Annotated in this window: 12 protein-coding genes and 1 tRNA gene; 7 read left to right on the top strand and 6 right to left on the bottom strand. The window is 44.0% G+C overall.

Annotation, left to right across the window (positions count from 1 at the left end; genetic code table 11):
- Positions 1–12 precede the first annotated feature (12 nt).
- The 5 genes from AC3CIA_RS01995 (at position 13) to AC3CIA_RS01975 (ending at position 5961) form a co-directional block, all read left to right on the top strand.
- Positions 13–456, top strand: a complete 444-nt coding sequence (locus AC3CIA_RS01995; RefSeq protein WP_009847797.1) for a GatB/YqeY domain-containing protein — start codon at positions 13–15, stop codon at positions 454–456.
- A 119-nt stretch (positions 457–575) separates the two neighbouring features.
- Positions 576–2327, top strand: a complete 1752-nt coding sequence (gene dnaG, locus AC3CIA_RS01990; RefSeq protein WP_017080230.1) for a DNA primase — start codon at positions 576–578, stop codon at positions 2325–2327.
- A 99-nt stretch (positions 2328–2426) separates the two neighbouring features.
- Positions 2427–4271: an RNA polymerase sigma factor RpoD gene (gene rpoD, locus AC3CIA_RS01985; RefSeq protein ID WP_009847799.1), complete on the top strand. Its 1845-nt coding sequence runs from the start codon at positions 2427–2429 to the stop codon at positions 4269–4271.
- Positions 4272–4434: 163 nt separating this feature from the next.
- A tRNA-Ile gene (locus tag AC3CIA_RS01980) sits at positions 4435–4510 on the top strand.
- Positions 4511–4692: 182 nt separating this feature from the next.
- Entirely contained in the window at positions 4693–5961 is a 1269-nt protein-coding gene (locus AC3CIA_RS01975) for an O-acetylhomoserine aminocarboxypropyltransferase/cysteine synthase family protein (protein WP_017080208.1), read from the top strand.
- 125 nt (positions 5962–6086) lie between these two features.
- Here the strand turns inward: AC3CIA_RS01975 and glmS are convergent, their stop codons facing one another.
- Both glmS and AC3CIA_RS01965 read right to left on the bottom strand, forming a co-directional pair.
- Positions 6087–7919 (bottom strand): glutamine--fructose-6-phosphate transaminase (isomerizing), encoded by a 1833-nt coding sequence (glmS, locus tag AC3CIA_RS01970; RefSeq protein ID WP_017098929.1) that lies wholly within the window; start codon positions 7917–7919, stop codon positions 6087–6089.
- A gap of 107 nt (positions 7920–8026) precedes the next feature.
- Positions 8027–8797, bottom strand: coding sequence for a DeoR/GlpR family DNA-binding transcription regulator (locus AC3CIA_RS01965; RefSeq protein WP_114632956.1), 771 nt, complete (start codon positions 8795–8797; stop codon positions 8027–8029).
- Positions 8798–9226: 429 nt separating this feature from the next.
- On the opposite strand from AC3CIA_RS01965, the gene pykF reads away from it, so the two are divergent.
- Positions 9227–10639, top strand: coding sequence for a pyruvate kinase PykF (gene pykF / locus AC3CIA_RS01960; RefSeq protein ID WP_488518445.1), 1413 nt, complete (start codon positions 9227–9229; stop codon positions 10637–10639).
- A 222-nt stretch (positions 10640–10861) separates the two neighbouring features.
- Positions 10862–11485, top strand: coding sequence for a GntR family transcriptional regulator (locus AC3CIA_RS01955; RefSeq protein WP_004735872.1), 624 nt, complete (start codon positions 10862–10864; stop codon positions 11483–11485).
- A gap of 664 nt (positions 11486–12149) precedes the next feature.
- Here the strand turns inward: AC3CIA_RS01955 and AC3CIA_RS01950 are convergent.
- From AC3CIA_RS01950 to AC3CIA_RS01935, 4 genes are all read right to left on the bottom strand, one after another.
- Positions 12150–14033: a sensor domain-containing diguanylate cyclase gene (locus tag AC3CIA_RS01950; protein WP_488518444.1), complete on the bottom strand. Its 1884-nt coding sequence runs from the start codon at positions 14031–14033 to the stop codon at positions 12150–12152.
- A 111-nt stretch (positions 14034–14144) separates the two neighbouring features.
- On the bottom strand, positions 14145–14639 hold the full coding sequence (gene ilvN, locus AC3CIA_RS01945) for an acetolactate synthase small subunit (protein WP_004735875.1): 495 nt from the start codon (positions 14637–14639) through the stop codon (positions 14145–14147).
- Between the two features lies 1 nt (position 14640).
- Positions 14641–16398: an acetolactate synthase 3 large subunit gene (locus tag AC3CIA_RS01940; protein ID WP_004735876.1), complete on the bottom strand. Its 1758-nt coding sequence runs from the start codon at positions 16396–16398 to the stop codon at positions 14641–14643.
- Positions 16399–16858: 460 nt separating this feature from the next.
- Entirely contained in the window at positions 16859–18667 is a 1809-nt protein-coding gene (locus tag AC3CIA_RS01935) for an AMP-dependent synthetase/ligase (RefSeq protein WP_114632955.1), read from the bottom strand.
- Positions 18668–18732: the final 65 nt, after the last annotated feature.

The raw sequence follows: 18732 nt of genomic DNA, 5'->3' as shown, positions 1-18732 counted from the left end.
AAGGACTGAGTTATGGCTCTTATTGAACAACTCAAAGAAGAGCAAAAATTAGCGATGAAAGCCAAGGACAAACCGCGCCTTGGCACTATCCGCTTAGCTCTTTCAGCAATTAAGCAACGTGAAGTTGACGAACGGATCACTCTGAACGACGACGACATTATTGCTATATTAGTTAAAATGGTTAAGCAACGTCGCGATTCTGTTGCTCAATATGAATCGGCAAATCGTCAAGATCTTGCTGACGTGGAAAAAGCAGAAATTACGGTACTTGAAGGCTTTATGCCTCAACCGCTAACTGAAGAAGAAGTTATTGCACTACTTGATAGCGCAATTGCAGAAGCTCAACCTGCGGGCATGCAAGACATGGGTAAAGTAATGGCTATCTTGAAACCACAAATTCAAGGGCGTGCAGATATGGGTAAAGTTAGTGGTTTAGTTCGTTCTAAACTCGCTTAATCCCAAATCAAATTGCAACAAGCCGTGCAATCCTTCGGAACGCACGGCTTGTTTGTATCTGTAACCTATTCAAACTATTATTATCCACACTCTCAGTTAGTGCATTTTTCTAAGGTTTTATGGCAGGACACATCCCGCGTAGTTTCATCGATGATCTCCTAGCGCGTCTCGACATTGTCGATATTGTGGACGCACGCGTGAAACTTAAGAAAAAAGGCAAAAACTATGGTGCTTGTTGCCCATTTCACAACGAAAAGACCCCTTCTTTCAGCGTAAGCCAAGAAAAACAGTTTTATCACTGCTTTGGTTGTGGCGTACACGGCAACGCTATCGACTTCATTATGGAGTTCGAACGTCTCGATTTTGTTGAAGCGATTGAAGAGCTGGCCTCATTTTTAGGACTTGATGTTCCTAGAGAACAGCGCAGCGGTGAAATATCCACGGCGCCAAGAGCCAACAGCGAACAAAAACGTAACCTCTACGATTTGATGGGCGGCATCAGTAATTTTTACCGCTCTCAACTGAAAATATCAGCCAATAAACCTGCGATTGATTACCTAAAGAATCGTGGTCTTTCTGGTGAAATCGTACAGAAGTTTGGGATTGGCTACGTCGCTGATGAATGGGACTTGGTTCGTAAGAACTTTGGCCAACAAAAAGAAGCTCAAGACATGCTCGTTACTGGCGGCATGTTGATAGAAAACGATAAAGGCAACCGATACGATCGATTCCGTGGACGCGTGATGTTCCCGATTCGTGACCGTCGAGGCCGAGTAATCGGGTTTGGTGGTCGTGTCTTAGAAGACGGCACGCCAAAGTATCTAAACTCGCCAGAAACGCCGATCTTCCATAAAGGTAAAGAGCTTTACGGCCTTTATGAAGTGTTACAAGCATACCGTGAACCGCCTCAAGTACTTGTGGTTGAAGGTTATATGGATGTTGTCGCACTAGCGCAATACGGTGTCGATTACTCAGTGGCATCACTGGGTACCTCAACAACCGGTGACCACGTTCAGATGTTGTTCCGCCAGACCAATACTGTGGTTTGTTGTTACGATGGTGATAGAGCAGGTAAAGAGGCCGCGTGGCGCGCACTAGAAAATGCGCTTGAATACCTGAAAACAGGTAACACACTCAAGTTTCTGTTCTTGCCAGACGGTGAAGACCCAGACAGCTATATTAGAGAACACGGTCAGGCTGCTTTCGAACAGCTCGTCCACAATGCGACGCCGCTTTCGACCTATTTGTTCGATAATCTGATTGAAATACACAAGCTGAATTTAGGAACAACAGAAGGAAAATCGGCACTGCGTGCACATGCCAGCGCCTTGATTAGTAAAATTCCTGACAGTTACTTCCAAGAACTGCTCGAAAAATTGCTCGATGAGCGAACTGGATTTGATAACCAATTGAGGCGTGCTCGCGTTCACACAAAGAACCCGACACCTCAACCGCATAAAGAGCTCAAGCGCACTCCAATGCGTGAAGTTATCGCTTTGCTTATCCAAAATCCGAGCTATGCTGATATGGTACCGGATTTATCAAGTGTCAAAGGCTTACAGCTGCCTGGACTAAGTTTATTCGTCGAAGTACTTGATATCTGCCGAGTGAACCCCCATATCAGCACAGGCCAATTATTAGAACATTGGCGAGAGAACAAACATGAGGCACTTCTGTCTCGTCTCGCGAGCTGGGAAATCCCCCTCGACGAAGACAATCAAGAAGACATATTTTTAGACTCATTGGACAATATCCTTGCCCAGTGCGTTGAAAAACAAATTGAAAACCTGCAGGCCAAAGCAAGAAGTGTCGGTTTATCAGCCGAAGAAAAAAGGGAGCTACTAGCTTTAATGCTAGATCTAAAAGCGTAACCCTGTTTGATTAGTCAGCATTTAATAAATTTGTTAACATAATTGGTTTGCATTTGAGAATGCAACGTCCTTCACCAGACCTGAAGTTGGATATCATCTATGGATCAAAATCCGCAGTCACAGCTAAAATTACTTGTTATTAAAGGCAAGGAACAAGGCTATCTGACCTACGCCGAAGTAAACGACCACCTACCTGCAGAAATCGTGGATTCTGAACAGGTAGAAGACATCATTCAAATGATCAATGACATGGGTATCAAGGTAGTAGAAACTGCACCTGACGCTGATGATCTAGCTCTTAATGATGACGATGCCAATATAGATGAAGATGCAGCTGAAGCTGCTGCTGCTGCGCTTTCAAGCGTAGAAAGCGAGATTGGCCGTACAACTGACCCAGTTCGTATGTACATGCGTGAAATGGGTACAGTTGAACTACTGACTCGTGAAGGCGAAATCGACATTGCGAAGCGTATTGAAGATGGTATCAATACCGTTCAATTATCTGTTGCTGAGTACCCAGGCACGATTCCATACATCTTGGAACAGTTTGACCGCGTACTCGCTGAAGAGATTCGCTTAACAGATCTAATCAATGGCTTTGTTGACCCAGACGACGATGGCACAGCTGCGCCAACGGCGACTCACATCGGTTCAGAGCTCGCTAAAACTGATCTAGAAGACGAAGACAAAGAAGAAGCAGAAGACGACGAGGAAGAAGAAGAGGAAGATACAGGTATTGATCCTGAGCTTGCTCTTGAGAAGTTCACAGCGCTTCGCACTAGCTACCAAAACCGTCAACTAGCAATCAATGAATACGGCCACGAAAGCCCGAAAGCAACGCTTGCAACAACAATGATGCAAGACGTATTCAAAGAATTCCGTCTGACGCCAAAACAGTTTGATTACCTAGTAAACGAACTGCGTACTTCAATGGATCGCGTACGTACTCAAGAACGCCTAATCATGCGTCAAACGGTTGAGTACGGCAAAATGCCGAAGAAATCTTTCATTGCACTATTTACTGGCAATGAATCTAGCGAAGCATGGTTGGACGAAGTTCTTGCTTCAGACAAGCCATACGCTGAAAAGATCAAACGTAACGAACACGACATCCGTCGCTCTATCCAAAAGCTGGATATCATCGAACGTGAAACGTCTCTTACTGTTCAAAGCATCAAAGATATCAGCCGTCGTATGTCTATCGGTGAAGCGAAAGCTCGTCGTGCGAAGAAAGAGATGGTTGAAGCGAACTTACGTCTAGTAATCTCGATTGCTAAGAAGTACACAAACCGTGGTCTACAATTCCTGGATCTAATCCAAGAAGGTAACATCGGTCTGATGAAAGCGGTAGATAAGTTTGAATACCGTCGTGGTTACAAGTTCTCTACTTATGCTACATGGTGGATCCGTCAAGCAATCACTCGTTCGATTGCCGACCAAGCTCGTACTATCCGTATTCCAGTTCACATGATCGAAACGATCAACAAACTAAACCGTATCTCTCGTCAAATGCTACAAGAGATGGGTCGTGAACCGCTTCCGGAAGAGTTGGCTGAGCGCATGCAAATGCCTGAAGACAAGATCCGCAAAGTACTGAAAATCGCTAAAGAGCCTATCTCAATGGAGACACCAATCGGTGACGACGAAGATTCGCATCTAGGTGATTTCATCGAGGATACAACGCTAGAACTGCCTTTAGACTCTGCAACGGCAACAAGCCTGCGCGGTGCAACTAAAGACGTTCTTGCAGGCCTAACGCCTCGTGAAGCGAAAGTACTGCGTATGCGTTTCGGTATCGACATGAACACTGACCACACTCTTGAAGAGGTTGGTAAGCAGTTCGACGTAACTCGTGAACGTATCCGTCAGATCGAAGCAAAAGCACTGCGTAAACTTCGTCACCCAAGCCGCTCAGAAACTCTGCGTAGCTTCCTAGACGAGTAATTACACGCTTTAGTGTGGTTAGCTTTTAAGCATAAAATAAAAAAGGTGAGCGTTGGCTCACCTTTTTTGTGCCTACGTGATTTAAGTGGCTAAGATGTAAGCGGAATTGCCCCTCATAGTGTCTAGACACCATTGATTGGTTCCCCTATAATCTATGCCCTACGGCCCCTTAGCTCAGTGGTTAGAGCGCACGACTCATAATCGTTCGGTCCCCAGTTCAAATCTGGGAGGGGCCACCAAATTAGAAAAGCCAGAACAGTTCACGCTGCTCTGGCTTTTTGCTTTTCTAGTCCTTTATCTTCTAGCTCAACGCTCTGTCCCATTCGTCCAATTTCTTCTATGTGACTAAACATACTTTTCTTTTATAAAAAAATCGGCAATATGAGAGTACACAAATCATTCAATAGTTCAGGGAAGACTCATGAAAGACGAAACGCTCTCGATTCACTTCGGCTACGACACTGATCCAACAACCAAATCGGTTGCGACTCCTATTTACCAAACCGTTGCTTACGAATTCGATGACGCACAACACGGTGCCGACCTGTTTAACCTTGCGGTACCAGGCAATATCTACACTCGTATAATGAACCCAACCAATGATGTGTTGGAAAAACGCATGGCAGCCTTAGAAGGTGGTATTGCAGGCTTAGTGGTGAGTGCAGGCAGCGCGGCGATCAACTACGCGATTCAAACGTTGGCACAAATCGGTGACAATATCGTTTCAACACCTCAACTTTACGGCGGTACTTACACCCTATTTGCTCATATGCTACCAAACCAAGGGATAGAAGTTCGCTTTGCCAAAGACGACAAACCTGAAAGCTTAGCGGCATTGATCGATGAAAAGACCAAGGCGGTTTATTGTGAAAGTATCGGTAACCCAGCAGGCAATATTATCGACTTAGAACGTGTTGCTGAGCTTGCTCACGCACAAGGTGTACCTGTGATTGTCGATAACACGGTGGCGACACCAGTGTTGTGTAAACCTATCGATTTTGGTGCCGATATTGTGGTGCACTCGCTAACCAAATACGTTGGTGGTCACGGAACGACGTTGGGTGGTGTTATTGTCGATTCAGGCAAATTCCCATGGGCAGAACACAAAGATCGCTTCCCGGTCTTTAATCAACCAGAACCTTCTTACCACGGTGTGGTTTATACCGAAGCCTTTGGCGAAGCCGCATTTATTGGCCGCGCTCGAACCGTTCCATTGCGTAATACAGGCGCAGCACTGTCACCTATGAATGCCTTCATGTTGATGCAGGGTCTAGAAACGTTGTCGCTACGCATGGAGCGACACACCGAGAATGCACTGAAAGTAGCAGAATACCTTAAGCAACATGAGAACGTGAGTTGGGTAAGCTACGCGGGGTTACCAACCTCTGAGTTCTACCCATTGGCTGAGAAATACATGCAAGGTAAGCCGTCTGCCATTTTATCTTTTGGCTTGAAAGATGGTTATGAAGCCGGTGTTCGTTTCTATGATGCGCTGCAAATCTTCAAACGCTTGGTGAACATTGGCGATGCAAAATCTCTCGCTTGTCATCCTGCTTCTACAACACACCGTCAATTAAGCGAAGCGGAACAAAAGCAAGCAGGTGTGTCACCAGAGATGATTCGTCTGTCGGTCGGTATTGAACACATTGACGATATCTTGGCTGACCTAGAGCAAGCACTTAATGCTTAATGCTTAATGCTTAATGCTTAATGCCGTTAAAGCTAGATCTAACGCTGATCGTTAGCTAACAGACACAAAAAAGCCCATCACAGGATGGGCTTCTTATTATCTAATTTTCTTAGACAAGCTAACGATTATTCAACCGTAACCGCTTTCGCTAGGTTACGAGGTTGGTCAACATCGGTACCTTTGATTAGTGCTACGTGGTAAGACAACAGCTGCATCGGTACTGTGTAGTAGATAGGTGCTGTTACTTCACTTACGTGAGGCATCTTGATGATCTTCATGTTCTCATCGCTTTCAAAGCCTGCATCTTCATCTGCGAATACGTAAAGTAGACCGCCACGAGCACGTACTTCTTCAACGTTTGATTTCAGCTTCTCTAGTAAGTCGTTGCTTGGTGCAATAACCACAACAGGCATATCTGCATCGATAAGAGCCAAAGGACCGTGCTTAAGCTCACCAGCCGCGTATGCTTCTGCGTGGATGTAAGAGATCTCTTTCAGTTTAAGAGACGCTTCCATCGCGATTGGGTAGAACTCACCACGACCCAAGAACAGTGTGTGGTGCTTATCTGCAAAATCAGGTGCTAGCGCTTCGATCTCTTTATCAAACGCTAATGCTTTCTCGATATCAGCAGGCAGTTGATGCAGTGCTTGAACGATCTCTGCTTCTTTCTCTTCATTGATGCGACCTTGTAGACGACCAATTGAAGTTACCATCATCAGCATTGCCGCTAGCTGTGTTGTGAAGGCTTTAGTTGAAGCTACGCCGATCTCTGTTCCTGCGCGAGTCATAAAGGCAAAATCAGATTCACGAACTAGCGAAGAACCTGCAACGTTACAGATAGTCATTGCTGACATGTAACCCTTCTCTTTTGCAAGACGAAGTGCAGCAAGCGTATCAGCCGTTTCACCAGACTGAGACAGAGTCACCAATAAGCTGTTCGGGCGAACAACAAAATCACGGTAACGGAATTCAGAGGCAATCTCTACGTCACAGCTTACGCCTGCTAGAGATTCAAACCAGTAACGAGCTGCCATGCCTGAGTTGTAAGACGTACCACATGCGATGATCTGCACGTGTTCAACCTTGCTTAGGATCTCTTCCGCTTTAACACCAATCGCGTTAGTGATAACCGAAGTGTCAGAGATGCGGCCTTCCATTGTGTTGATCAGCGCTGTTGGCTGCTCAAAGATCTCTTTCTGCATGAAGTGACGGTATTGACCTTTGTCACCGGCATCGTGTTCTGCGTTTGATTCAACGATTTCACGCTCAACACGCTCGCCCGCTACATCAAATACCGTTACATCACGACGAGTAACCTCAGCAACATCACCTTCTTCTAGGTACATGAAACGACGAGTTACGCTTAATAGTGCAAGTTGGTCAGAAGCAAGGAAGTTCTCACCGACACCAAAACCGATAACAATCGGGCTACCAGAGCGAGCCACAACAATACGGCTAGGATCTTTACGATCAACTGCCACTGTGCCGTATGCACCGTCTAGTTGTTTTGCTGTTTTCTGTAACGCTTCAACCAAAGAAGCCGACGTACGAAGTTCCCACTCAACAAGGTGAGCGATAACTTCAGTATCCGTTTGTGAAGTAAACACGTAGCCACGCTCTTGCAGCAGAGCGCGCAGTGCTTCGTGGTTTTCGATAATGCCATTGTGTACAACGGCAATATCGCCCGACATGTGTGGGTGTGCGTTTGCTTCAGAAGGCTCACCGTGTGTCGCCCAACGTGTATGAGCGATACCAGTACCGCCAATAACATGTTGTTGATCGACTGCGTCTGCTAGCTCTTGTACTTTACCAAGGCGGCGTACACGAGTTAGGTTAGATTCGCTATCAACTACAGCGACACCCGCTGAATCGTAGCCACGATATTCTAGGCGGCGAAGGCCTTCTACTAAAATTTCGGCTACATCACGCTGTGCTACTGCACCAACAATTCCACACATAGTTTCACTCCATCAATTTCGTTTTATTCCTATTGGCAGCAAGCAAAGGCCAGATCTTTATTAAGATCAATTATAGGAAGGTAAATGCATAATACTTAAATTTGTTTTTACGCTGGATCAGTCAGGATCACTCGAACATCATGTGATTCGATACTTGCTTTGGATTCTTCGACTAAGTCTGTATCGGTAATTAAGATGTCAATGTGTTCCCATGCCAGCTCTAAGTTCGGGATCTTTCGTCCCACCTTTTCCGACTCAACCATCACGATCACTTCTCGTGACACTTCAGCCATTACTTTACTTAAGCCAACCAATTCATTGAACGTGGTTGTGCCTCTATCAAGGTCGATACCATCAGCCCCGATAAATAGTTGATCAAAATCGTAAGCTCGCAGTACTGATTCTGCGACTTTGCCTTGAAAAGAATCCGAATGGGTATCCCAAGTGCCGCCGGTCATTAGCAGTGTTGGTTCGCTTTCCAACTCATTAAGTGCATTAGCAACATGCAACGAGTTGGTCATTACAACCAAACCACGCTTGCTATTGAGCTGCTGAATTAGCGCTCCTGTCGTGCTACCGCTATCGATCACAATGCGATTATGGTCGCGAATTAAATCTGCAGCGGCTTTCGCTAATGAAATCTTTCGAGTCGAAACTTGTGGACCCAGTTCTTCGTTCACAACCTCTTTCGGTAATGAAATCGCACCACCATAACGGCGCAAAAGCTGACCGTTTTTCTCTAAAGACGCTAAGTCCTTTCTAATCGTGACCTCTGAGGTTTCGAATTTAGCGGATAGTTCATCAACACTAACCTCCCCCTTTTCATTAACGAGGTTAGAAATAGCATGTCTTCTGAGCTGGGTGTTTCGTTTCGACATTTAAAAAAGGCCAGTAAGTTTCGATTTGAAACATATTATAGTTACAACGAAACTATTTAGTCCATTTATTTTGATCCAAAAAATTAATAAATAGCGATAAAACCTTGTCCTAAGACAATTGTTAAGCAGTGATATTGAACTGATTAGGTGGTAGAATCCGCACCCGAAAAGAAAAAAAATTACAAAACTGACTGTTATTTTTTTGCAACTTACCTCTTATATAGTGGGGTAAGTCACATAAAACCGATATTGAATCAAAATCTTTTGGTCATAAAATGACTAAAATTGATGAAAGACTTACAACTCTGAAGGACATATTGGAAGTCCCGCACTTTTACACAACAGGCACAAAATGTTGATGTAGCGGACCAATCTTCAGACCTTAAATAAATTTCAAATTGTAACAATACTTACCGGAGAGTACCTTCCATGAAAAAGACCAAAATCGTATGTACGATTGGCCCTAAAACTGAATCTGTAGAGAAGCTAACTGAACTAGTAGATGCTGGCATGAACGTTATGCGTCTTAACTTCTCTCACGGTGACTTCGCAGAACACGGCACTCGTATCGCGAACTTCCGTACAGTAATGGAAAAAAAAGGTGAGCAACTTGCTATCCTTCTAGATACTAAAGGTCCAGAAATCCGTACTATCAAACTTGAAGATGGTAACGACGTAGATCTAGTAGCTGGTCAAGAGTTCACTTTCACAACTGACGCAACAGTTGTTGGTAACAAAAACGTAGTAGCAGTAACTTACCTAGGTTTCGCTAAAGACCTAACTGCTGGTAACACTATCCTTGTTGATGACGGCCTAATCGAAATGGAAGTTATCGCAACAACAGAAACTGAAGTTAAGTGTAAAGTTCTTAACAACGGTGCTCTAGGCGAAAACAAAGGTGTTAACCTTCCTGGCGTTTCTGTTCAACTTCCAGCTCTTTCTGAGAAAGACAAAGCTGACCTTAAGTTTGGTTGTGAGCAAGGCGTTGATTTCGTAGCTGCTTCTTTCATCCGTAAAGAAGACGACGTTAAAGAAATCCGTGAGCTTCTAAACGCTAACGGCGGCGAGAACATCCACATCATTTCTAAGATTGAAAACCAAGAAGGTGTAGATAACTTCGATTCAATCCTTGAAGCTTCTGACGGCATCATGGTTGCTCGTGGTGACCTAGGTGTTGAAATCCCAGCTGAAGAAGTAATCTTCGCTCAGAAGATGATGATCGAGAAGTGTAACCGCGCACGTAAGATGGTTATCACTGCAACTCAAATGCTTGACTCTATGATCAGCAACCCACGTCCAACTCGTGCTGAAGCGGGTGACGTTGCGAACGCAATCATGGATGGTACTGATGCAGTAATGCTTTCTGGTGAAACTGCTAAAGGTAAGTACCCAGTTGAAGCTGTAACTATCATGGCTCAAATCGCGAACCGCACTGATTCAGCTCTTAAAGCTGAGCTAGGTTCTCGTCTAGACAGCCCACGTCTACGCATTACTGAAGCAGTATGTAAAGGTGCGGTAGACACAGCAGAGAAGCTAGCGGCTCCTCTAATCGTTGTTGCAACTGAAGGTGGTAAGTCTGCACGTTCAGTACGTAAGTACTTCCCAACTGCAAACATCCTTGCTCTAACAACTAACGAAAAGACAGCTGCACAGCTAGTTCTTACTAAAGGTGTTAAACCAGTTCTTGTTGACTCTATCGAGAACACAGACACGTTCTACATCAACGGTAAAGAAATCGCTCTACAATCTGGCCTAGGTAACAAAGGCGATATCGTAGTAATGGTTTCTGGCGCTCTAGTCGCTTCTGGTACTACAAACACGGCATCTGTTCACGTTCTATAAGAATGAACCGATTCGCATAAAAATATAAAAGAGGGCTTCGGCCCTCTTTTTTTATGAAACAAATCTTGCCTAACTTTTCAGTACGCTGTATTATCAATCACAGTAGAATCACGTACTGTTAACTTCCATGGGCTCTTTCTAAGAGACGGATTAGCAGACTAGAATCAAATATGCATGAGGTTTGTAATGTCTAGTCCTACGCTCACAGACAAAGTATCAAAGATGATTCGCCAAGATATTCTCAATGGTGAGTTAACCCCTGGCCAAAAACTCGTTGTTGCTGATCTAAAAGCACGATACAACGTAGGCGCATCTCCAATTCGTGAAGCCTTAGTGCAGTTATCTTGGAGTAAATACGTAAAGCTAGAGCCACAGAAAGGCTGCTGGGTATCTCCGGTATCAAAGAAAGAACTCAATGACCTATACGAAAGCCTTCGACTGGTCTCTTCCGTTCTGCTTAAAAAAGCGATCTCAGCTGGCGATGAAAGCTGGGAATTAGAAGTGTTGACCTCTTACCACAAACTATCACGCCTTCAGAACGTAGAAGAAGAATTTGATTCTGTTGAATGGGAAGAACGCCACCAACAATTCCATGTCGCGTTGCTTGAAGGTGCTGATTCAGAGAACATGTTTAAGTTCTTTGATGAACTTATTAACCAAGTTAAACGTTACCGCTTCTTAGCAATGTCAGCTGAAACAGCATCTGATGATCTGTTCAATATTGATGAGCACGAAATGATCATGAAGCTAGTACTCTCTAAGAATGCAGAACAAGCAACAGAGTTACTTGATCAACATTTACTAGGTTCAATGAAACGAATTGAAGAAGTTATCGAAGCGGCATAACGCTCAAGTAATTTCTTACCAAATAAAAACGGAGCCCAACGGCTCCGTTTTTTGTTTCCAGTATCACGACTGAACTACCACCCAAAAAACTCTTTGTGATGAGTATTGAGCAGTACAACCATAGGTAAAAAATACAGTGCACTCAGTTGAAAGCCAAGAATGACCAATGTGCCTATGGTTAACCTCACTAAAAAATCGACAAACATACCACGCCTCTTTTAACCAGACAGTATGATCCCCAAACTCTTGCTACAGCTAACCTAATTCTACTGCTATCTCTCAAGCCATTGATAAGGCGAGCTAACCAGCTGAATTAAGTTAACGGTGTCATCCCTTTTATATCGGGTAAACACTCTGTTTATTGGTTCGCTTAACACGACGCAACCTGAAGCAAGGTAGTTTACTTATTGTTTATTTTAGCTCAAATTTTCATCAGCATTAGACTTTAGTCTAACTACATAAGACTTGTGACATAGGTCGCCTCAAAAGTGAGATTCCTATTATAGATGTTGAAAGGAACTGCTGAAGGGTAGCTTTAAAAGATACGAAGCGAGAAAGATGGCTTGATAGGAAAGTGGTTAGTCACTTAAAACGTAAATCTTTTTAAGGGCTAAGTCTGTTGAAAGCCAAGTGAAATATTAAAAACTAATCGAGTAATGAAAGATTAAGCGACATCAGCATGACTAGGGCACATAGAGACGGTATTGCGCCCAGACGATTTAGATTCGTAGAGCCCAACATCGGCACATTTGTATGAGCGAGTGCTGTTGCTTGTCAAATCAGTGAAACCGACACTCACCGTCACTTTAGTCCCTGAGGATAGCTCTATTTCTATTCGTAATCGATCCAACACACGTTTCGCTTCCGGCAGTGAGGTGTGTGGCATCAGTAATGCAAACTCCTCCCCCCCAACGCGAGCAACAAAATCAGTACTGCGTAGACTGTCTTGTAGAAGCCTTGCAACACTTGCAATCACTCGGTCGCCTTCATCGTGGCCCAGTTCGTCATTGATTCGTTTGAAGTTATCAATATCGACTAAAGCTAAGCAAGTGGTCGCTTCATTAGGGTAACGCTCGACCAAGCGAGAATAATACGCGAGCTGTTCTTCGAACTTGCGTCGGTTCCAAAGGTTACTCAAAGAGTCTCTCTCACTGAGTACACGCAAACGCACTTCAAGCTCTTTTCTAACAGAAATATCGACTAAGGAAGTAATATAATAGCTGACCTTTCCAGAGTTATTTTTAACCGCCTGGACTCTCATGATCGCGGTGAAAGGAATACGCAGTTTGTTCTTACACTCTACTTCACCTTCCCAGACTTCTTCTTGCTCTAAATGACTCCAGATATCAGAACTTGAGAGCTCTTGGTCGGTATTCTCAAGCAATAGCTGCAATGCGTTCTTTCCGATAACTTGAGTTTTGCTGTACCCCGTCATGTTCTCAAACTCGTTGTTGATCATCATAGTACGATGCTGCTTATCAGAGATCATGACGGCCGACATGCCGCTCAATGCGGCGCGTGCCAACTTACTTTCTAGACTTCGACGTCGGTAATGAGTCACTAAATAAGCAAACGGAAACGCAAAGACCAGTACCGTTAGCAACACAAACACTTCTTCTTGAGAGAGGTCACTTAAGCTCGGTTCAGCTCGATCCATCAGTTGTTTCTGATTAAGTTGAATCAGTAAATGGACCTTTTGATTATTCGCGAGCATCACCGTGTTAAACGCAAACAAATTGCCATCTTCAAAAACGTGCCCCACCTGATCATTAGAGATCGCTTCCCATGCCTTTGGTGCGATGTTTTTCAGGTTGTAGCCTTTTCTTTCTGGAATAGAATCGCCAAACAGCTTACCGCTATGGTTACTCGCTATGTAATAACCCGCTTCATTAAGAACTTCTGCTCTAAGATCATTATCAGGTGAAAAACTAAGACGCGACGATAAACCCCATACATCGAGGTTAATAACAAGGTAGCCCACTCTTTTGTCAGATGTTTCTACGGGGGTAAAGACACGAATTACCGGCATATAAGGGAAGGTGATCTCACCATGTTCCATTTCAAGCTCAATGCCCCAGCCGCCAATTTGTTCAGCTTCTAGTTTTTGGGCGTATTGAAAATAGCTCGAGTCAGATTTATCTTGAAGCTGTTGCGGTACCGTTATGTGGCCTGAATCAGCGGAGTAGTTCACACGAACCAGCTCTTTACCCGAGATATCTAGCAGGTGGATCTGTGTATACCATTTCTGATTAACAAGGACAGACTGCCAAACCTCTTCAAGTAGATCTTTGGTTTGGTCAGAGGGAGAAGAGGCAAAGTTAACCAAGCTTTGGCTGTGGCTCAACAGGCCCATTACGGAAACTAATTGAGTCTTAAGAAGCTCGTAGTCTCGCTTGGCGTACACCAATTGATGGACGGCTTGCTTGGCCGAGTAGTCAAAACTCTGCTGCTTCACTTCTTTATATCGCTGCAAGTAATATAGAGCGACAGCTGAACAGAGTGTGATTGAGATGATTAGTAATGTAATTATTGATTTTTTATTTCGCATTACTAGCTCAGGAAGAAAAAGAGAGCGCCAGATTATAGCACTCTAGGAAATTAACAAAATAAAAGCCGCTTAAAAAAGCGGCTTTTAAACTATTTTTTAAATACTTCTTGTTTAGGCTTTCAACGCTCGTTCACCACGTGCGATGCCAACAACCCCACTTCGAGCCACTTCAAGTACTTCCGTTACTTCAGACAATGCCTGAATGAAAGCATCCAACTTCTCGCTAGTGCCAGCCATTTGAACCGTATATTGCGAAGCCGTCACATCAACGATTTGGCCACGAAAGATATCCGCTGTGCGTTTCACTTCAGCACGAGCAAAGCCGCTAGCGCGTACTTTTACCATCAAAAGTTCACGCTCGATATGCTCAAGCTCAGACACTTCTTGTACCTTAAGTACGTCGATTAACTTGTGTAGCTGTTTTTGGATCTGCTCAAGCTGCATTTCGCTCGAGTTAGTGGTGACGTTCAGACGAGAAAGCGTTGGATCATCCGTAGGAGATACATTCAAAGACTCGATGTTGTAGCCACGCTGAGAAAACAAGCCAACCACTCGAGAAAGTGCACCTGGTTGGTTTTCCATTAATAGTGAAAGGATGTGTCTCATATTATGTTCTCTCCGTTTTGCTTAGCCACATGTTATCCATACCCTCGCCTTTGATCTGCATTGGGTATACGTGCTCGGTGTCATCCACACTGATATCGACAAATACCAAACGGTCTTTCATCGCAAGTGCTTTTTCCAAACCTGATTCCAGTTCATCCGGAGATGAAATACGCATGCCAACGTGGCCATAAGCCTCGGCAATCGCAGCAAAATCAGGAACAGAGTCCATATATGAATTAGAGTAACGACCTTGATAAACAATGTCTTGCCACTGTTTCACCATGCCTAAGAAACGGTTGTTAAGGTTAATAATCTTAACGGGAATATTGTATTGCAGCGCAGTCGACAGCTCTTGAATATTCATTTGAATACTGCCGTCACCAGTAACAATCACAACTTCTTCATCTGGTTTCGCAAACTTAACGCCCATACCAGCAGGTAAGCCAAAGCCCATAGTGCCTAGACCACCAGAGTTAATCCAACGGCGTGGCTTGTCAAACGGGTAGTACAAAGCAGCAAACATTTGGTGTTGGCCTACATCAGAAGCAACATAGGCATCGCCATTGGTTACTTTATGAAGTGTTTCAATAACTTGTTGTGGCTTAATACGACCAGACGTTTTGTCATACGCTAAGCAGTCACGTTCTTGCCACTGTTTAATTTCACTCCACCAGCTTTCCATCGCGTCAGCATCGTTAGTTCCACCTTGCTCAATAAGCAGGTTAACCATGCTCTCTAGTACTTTTTCCGCAGAACCTACAATCGGTAGATCCACTTTAACGTTCTTAGAGATAGAAGATGGATCGATATCAATGTGCATGATCTTCGCATCAGGGCAGTACTTATCTAGGTTATTGGTGGTTCGATCATCGAAACGTACGCCAATACCAAAGATCAAGTCCGCATTGTGCATCGCCATATTGGCTTCATACAAACCATGCATGCCCAACATACCCAAAGAGTTTTTATGGGTACCAGGGAAAGCGCCAAGCCCCATTAGGGTGCTTACCACGGGTAAATTCAGTGCCTCTGCTAATTTTAACAGCGGCTTATCTGCCTCAGAAATAACCGCACCACCACCGACATAAAGTACCGGCTTCTTCGCTTCAAGAAGGGCTTTTAGCGCCTTTTTGATCTGACCTTTATGACCCGTAACCGTTGGGTTATATGAACGCATTTTGATCGTTTCTGGGTATTCATAAGGAAGCTTGATTTGTGGGTTTAAGATGTCTTTTGGCAGATCAATAACCACAGGACCAGGACGTCCTGTCGTTGAAATATAGAATGCTTTTTTAACGACTTCAGGGATATCTTCCGCTTTCTTAACGAGGAAGCTGTGTTTAACGATCGGACGGGATACACCCACGATGTCACACTCTTGGAAGGCGTCATTACCAATTAAGCTATTTGGTACGTTACCAGAAATAACTATCATTGGAATTGAGTCCATGTAGGCTGTGGCAATACCAGTAACGGTATTGGTCGCACCTGGACCAGAACACACAAGTACCACGCCCGGCTTACCGGTAGAACGAGTATAGCCATCTGCCATATGGGTAGCGGCTTGTTCGTGTCGTACTAATACGTGTTTAATTTCAGCAGTTTTAGCATGCAGCGCATCATAGATATCAAGTACAGAACCACCTGGGTAACCAAAAATTTGTTCTACACCCTCTTCAATTAGAGACTGCACCACCATCTCAGCGCCGGATAACATTTCAGCGCCGGATGACATGGCTGTTTCAGGTTTTGTTGTCATATTGCTCTCCTCACCAGTTTCCAACCATATTTGGTGAACATGTTGGGCTGGTTTTTCATAGTCTAGGGCTTATTCGTAGCCTAATTCGAAATACTTCCACTTTTTCGGCTATGGCTGTCTGTCGTGATAACAACAAACAGTAATACGAAACAACTTTAACGCTTTATTATCATCTGGTCTAACACCTGTTATCCGATAATTACGTCAAAAAACCAACTATTAGCTGAAAGCATTAAATAAAACCCAAACCAAACCCAATAGTTAGATTTAAAAACCAATTAACACCTAAAAAAAAGAGCTTAATATTCAAATGAATCACGGTTTATCGATTAATTACGCCCTTATTGGTGTGCGCTTTCGCACATTGTGCTGTGTCAGCAGGCATAAAAAATCCCCCTAAAAATGCAATCACATTCGTAGGGGGATTTTTAAACAACTGAAAATTTATCTAAGCAGAAAACTACTTATCTTTAGGCTTTTCATTGTACATTTCTTCGATTTCGTCTTGATACTTATCGTTGATAACTTTACGACGCAATTTTTGAGTAGGTGTCAGTTCGCCATCATCCATAGAAAATGCTTTTGGCAGCAACTTGAATTTCTTCACTTGCTCAAACTTAGCCAACTCTTTCTGTAAGTCATTCACGCGCTTCTCTAGCATCTCAACAATCTGGTGATGTTTAACAAGCTCAACACGGTCGTGATACTTGATATTCAGCTCTTTGGCATACTCTTCTAGCGAGTCATAACAAGGAACGATCAGCGCAGAAACGAATTTGCGCGTATCAGCGATAACGGCAATCTGTTCGATAAAGTGATCTTTACCGATCGCGCCTTCAACCACTTGCGGTGCAATGTACTTACCGCCAGAGGTCTTCATCAATTCTTTAATACGATCAGTAATGAACAGGTTACCATTTTCATCAAAATGTCCCGCATCACCAGTCTTTAGGAAACCGTGCTCGTCAAATGTCTTAGCGGTCTCTTCGGGCATCTTGTAGTAGCCACGCATCACCATTGGACCACGAACAAGAATCTCGTCCTTAGCACCAATTTTTACTTCAGCGCCCGGCATCGACATACCAATCGAATCAGGGTTAAAACAGCGGTCATCCCAGCACGATACTGTTGCCGTGGTTTCTGTCATGCCGTAGCCAAGTTTTACGTTGATACCAATCGCGTGGAAGAAGCGACCAATGGTTTCATCAAGCTTCGCACCACCACATGGCATAAAGTTAATGTTTCCGCCTAACAGAGCTCGCAGTTTAGATAACACAAGCTTATCGGCAAGCGCATGGCTCTTCTTCAGCATGAATGATGGAGTACGACCTTCTTGGTGACAAACAGAAAGCTTCGCTCCCATATTTACCGCCCAAGTAAACAGCACTTTACGGATAAACGGTGCTTTAGATACCTTCTCGTGAATCGCTGAGAAAATCTTCTCGTAGAAACGGGGAACTGCACACATTACTGTCGGTTTCACATCGCTTAGAGCATCACGTACTTGCATCGTGTCTTGCAGGTAACAGTTGGTTGCACCTTTATAAAGGGCATAGAAAGTCCAAGCGCGCTCAAATACGTGTGACAAAGGTAAGAAACACAGTGATACGTCATCTTTAGTTAAGCTAAGACGTTCATCGTGACCTTTCAATTGATAGCCAATATTAGTGTAATCAAGCATCACACCTTTTGGTTGGCCTGTGGTACCAGAGGTATAGATAAGGGTCAGTAAGTCATCCATGTTTGCATCAGCTAAGCGAACGTCAAGTTCCGCTTGTTGAGCTTCAACACCACGAGTCATGAAGTCCTGCCATGAAACAGCAAAACTATGTTCTTGAGTGTCGATATCAGCAGACATCGCCACAACAACTTCTAGCTGTTCACACTCTTCAAAAAGGCTAACCGCCGCATCAAATTGAGCTTGCTCGCCAACGAATAAGATCTTCACATCTGCATTTTGGATAATGTAAGAAGACTGCGCCGCTGTGTTGGTTGGGTAGATTGGTACCGTTACAAGACGCGCTTGTAAAGATGCAAAATCTGCCACAGTCCACTGAGGCATATTGTTCGAAAAGATGCCTATCTTATCCTGAACTCTCAGTCCGTGAGCCAACAGTGCTAACGAAAGCGTATCGATCTGTTGTCCAAACTGTTCCCAGCTAATACCTTGCCATACATTGTCGACTTTATGCTTCAAAGCTGTACGGTTGCCACCTTGGGCAATTTGGTCACGAAGTCTTTTTACGATATGAAAATCTAAATTGGCCATCTCTTTACCTTTGGCTTACACCTGTAAGCTTTTTTGAGCGCACAAGTGTACCTCTGATCATGGAA

It is taken from the genome of Vibrio sp. QJM3NY_27 (genome assembly GCF_057785955.1).
This window is presented reverse-complemented; position numbering and strand designations above follow the sequence as displayed.

Excerpts from the sequence above, each read along its gene's own strand:
- rpoD (WP_009847799.1), top strand. The coding sequence starts at position 2,427 with ATGGATCAAAATCCGCAGTCACAGCTAAAATTACTTGTTATTAAAGGC.
- pykF (WP_488518445.1), top strand. The coding sequence starts at position 9,227 with ATGAAAAAGACCAAAATCGTATGTACGATTGGCCCTAAAACTGAATCT.
- dnaG (WP_017080230.1), top strand. The coding sequence starts at position 576 with ATGGCAGGACACATCCCGCGTAGTTTCATCGATGATCTCCTAGCGCGT.
- AC3CIA_RS01950 (WP_488518444.1), bottom strand. The coding sequence starts at position 14,033 with ATGCGAAATAAAAAATCAATAATTACATTACTAATCATCTCAATCACA.
- AC3CIA_RS01935 (WP_114632955.1), bottom strand. The coding sequence starts at position 18,667 with ATGGCCAATTTAGATTTTCATATCGTAAAAAGACTTCGTGACCAAATT.
- AC3CIA_RS01955 (WP_004735872.1), top strand. The coding sequence starts at position 10,862 with ATGATTCGCCAAGATATTCTCAATGGTGAGTTAACCCCTGGCCAAAAA.
- glmS (WP_017098929.1), bottom strand. The coding sequence starts at position 7,919 with ATGTGTGGAATTGTTGGTGCAGTAGCACAGCGTGATGTAGCCGAAATT.
- AC3CIA_RS01975 (WP_017080208.1), top strand. The coding sequence starts at position 4,693 with ATGAAAGACGAAACGCTCTCGATTCACTTCGGCTACGACACTGATCCA.
- AC3CIA_RS01940 (WP_004735876.1), bottom strand. The coding sequence starts at position 16,398 with ATGACAACAAAACCTGAAACAGCCATGTCATCCGGCGCTGAAATGTTA.
- AC3CIA_RS01965 (WP_114632956.1), bottom strand. The coding sequence starts at position 8,797 with ATGTCGAAACGAAACACCCAGCTCAGAAGACATGCTATTTCTAACCTC.
- ilvN (WP_004735875.1), bottom strand. The coding sequence starts at position 14,639 with ATGAGACACATCCTTTCACTATTAATGGAAAACCAACCAGGTGCACTT.
- AC3CIA_RS01995 (WP_009847797.1), top strand. The coding sequence starts at position 13 with ATGGCTCTTATTGAACAACTCAAAGAAGAGCAAAAATTAGCGATGAAA.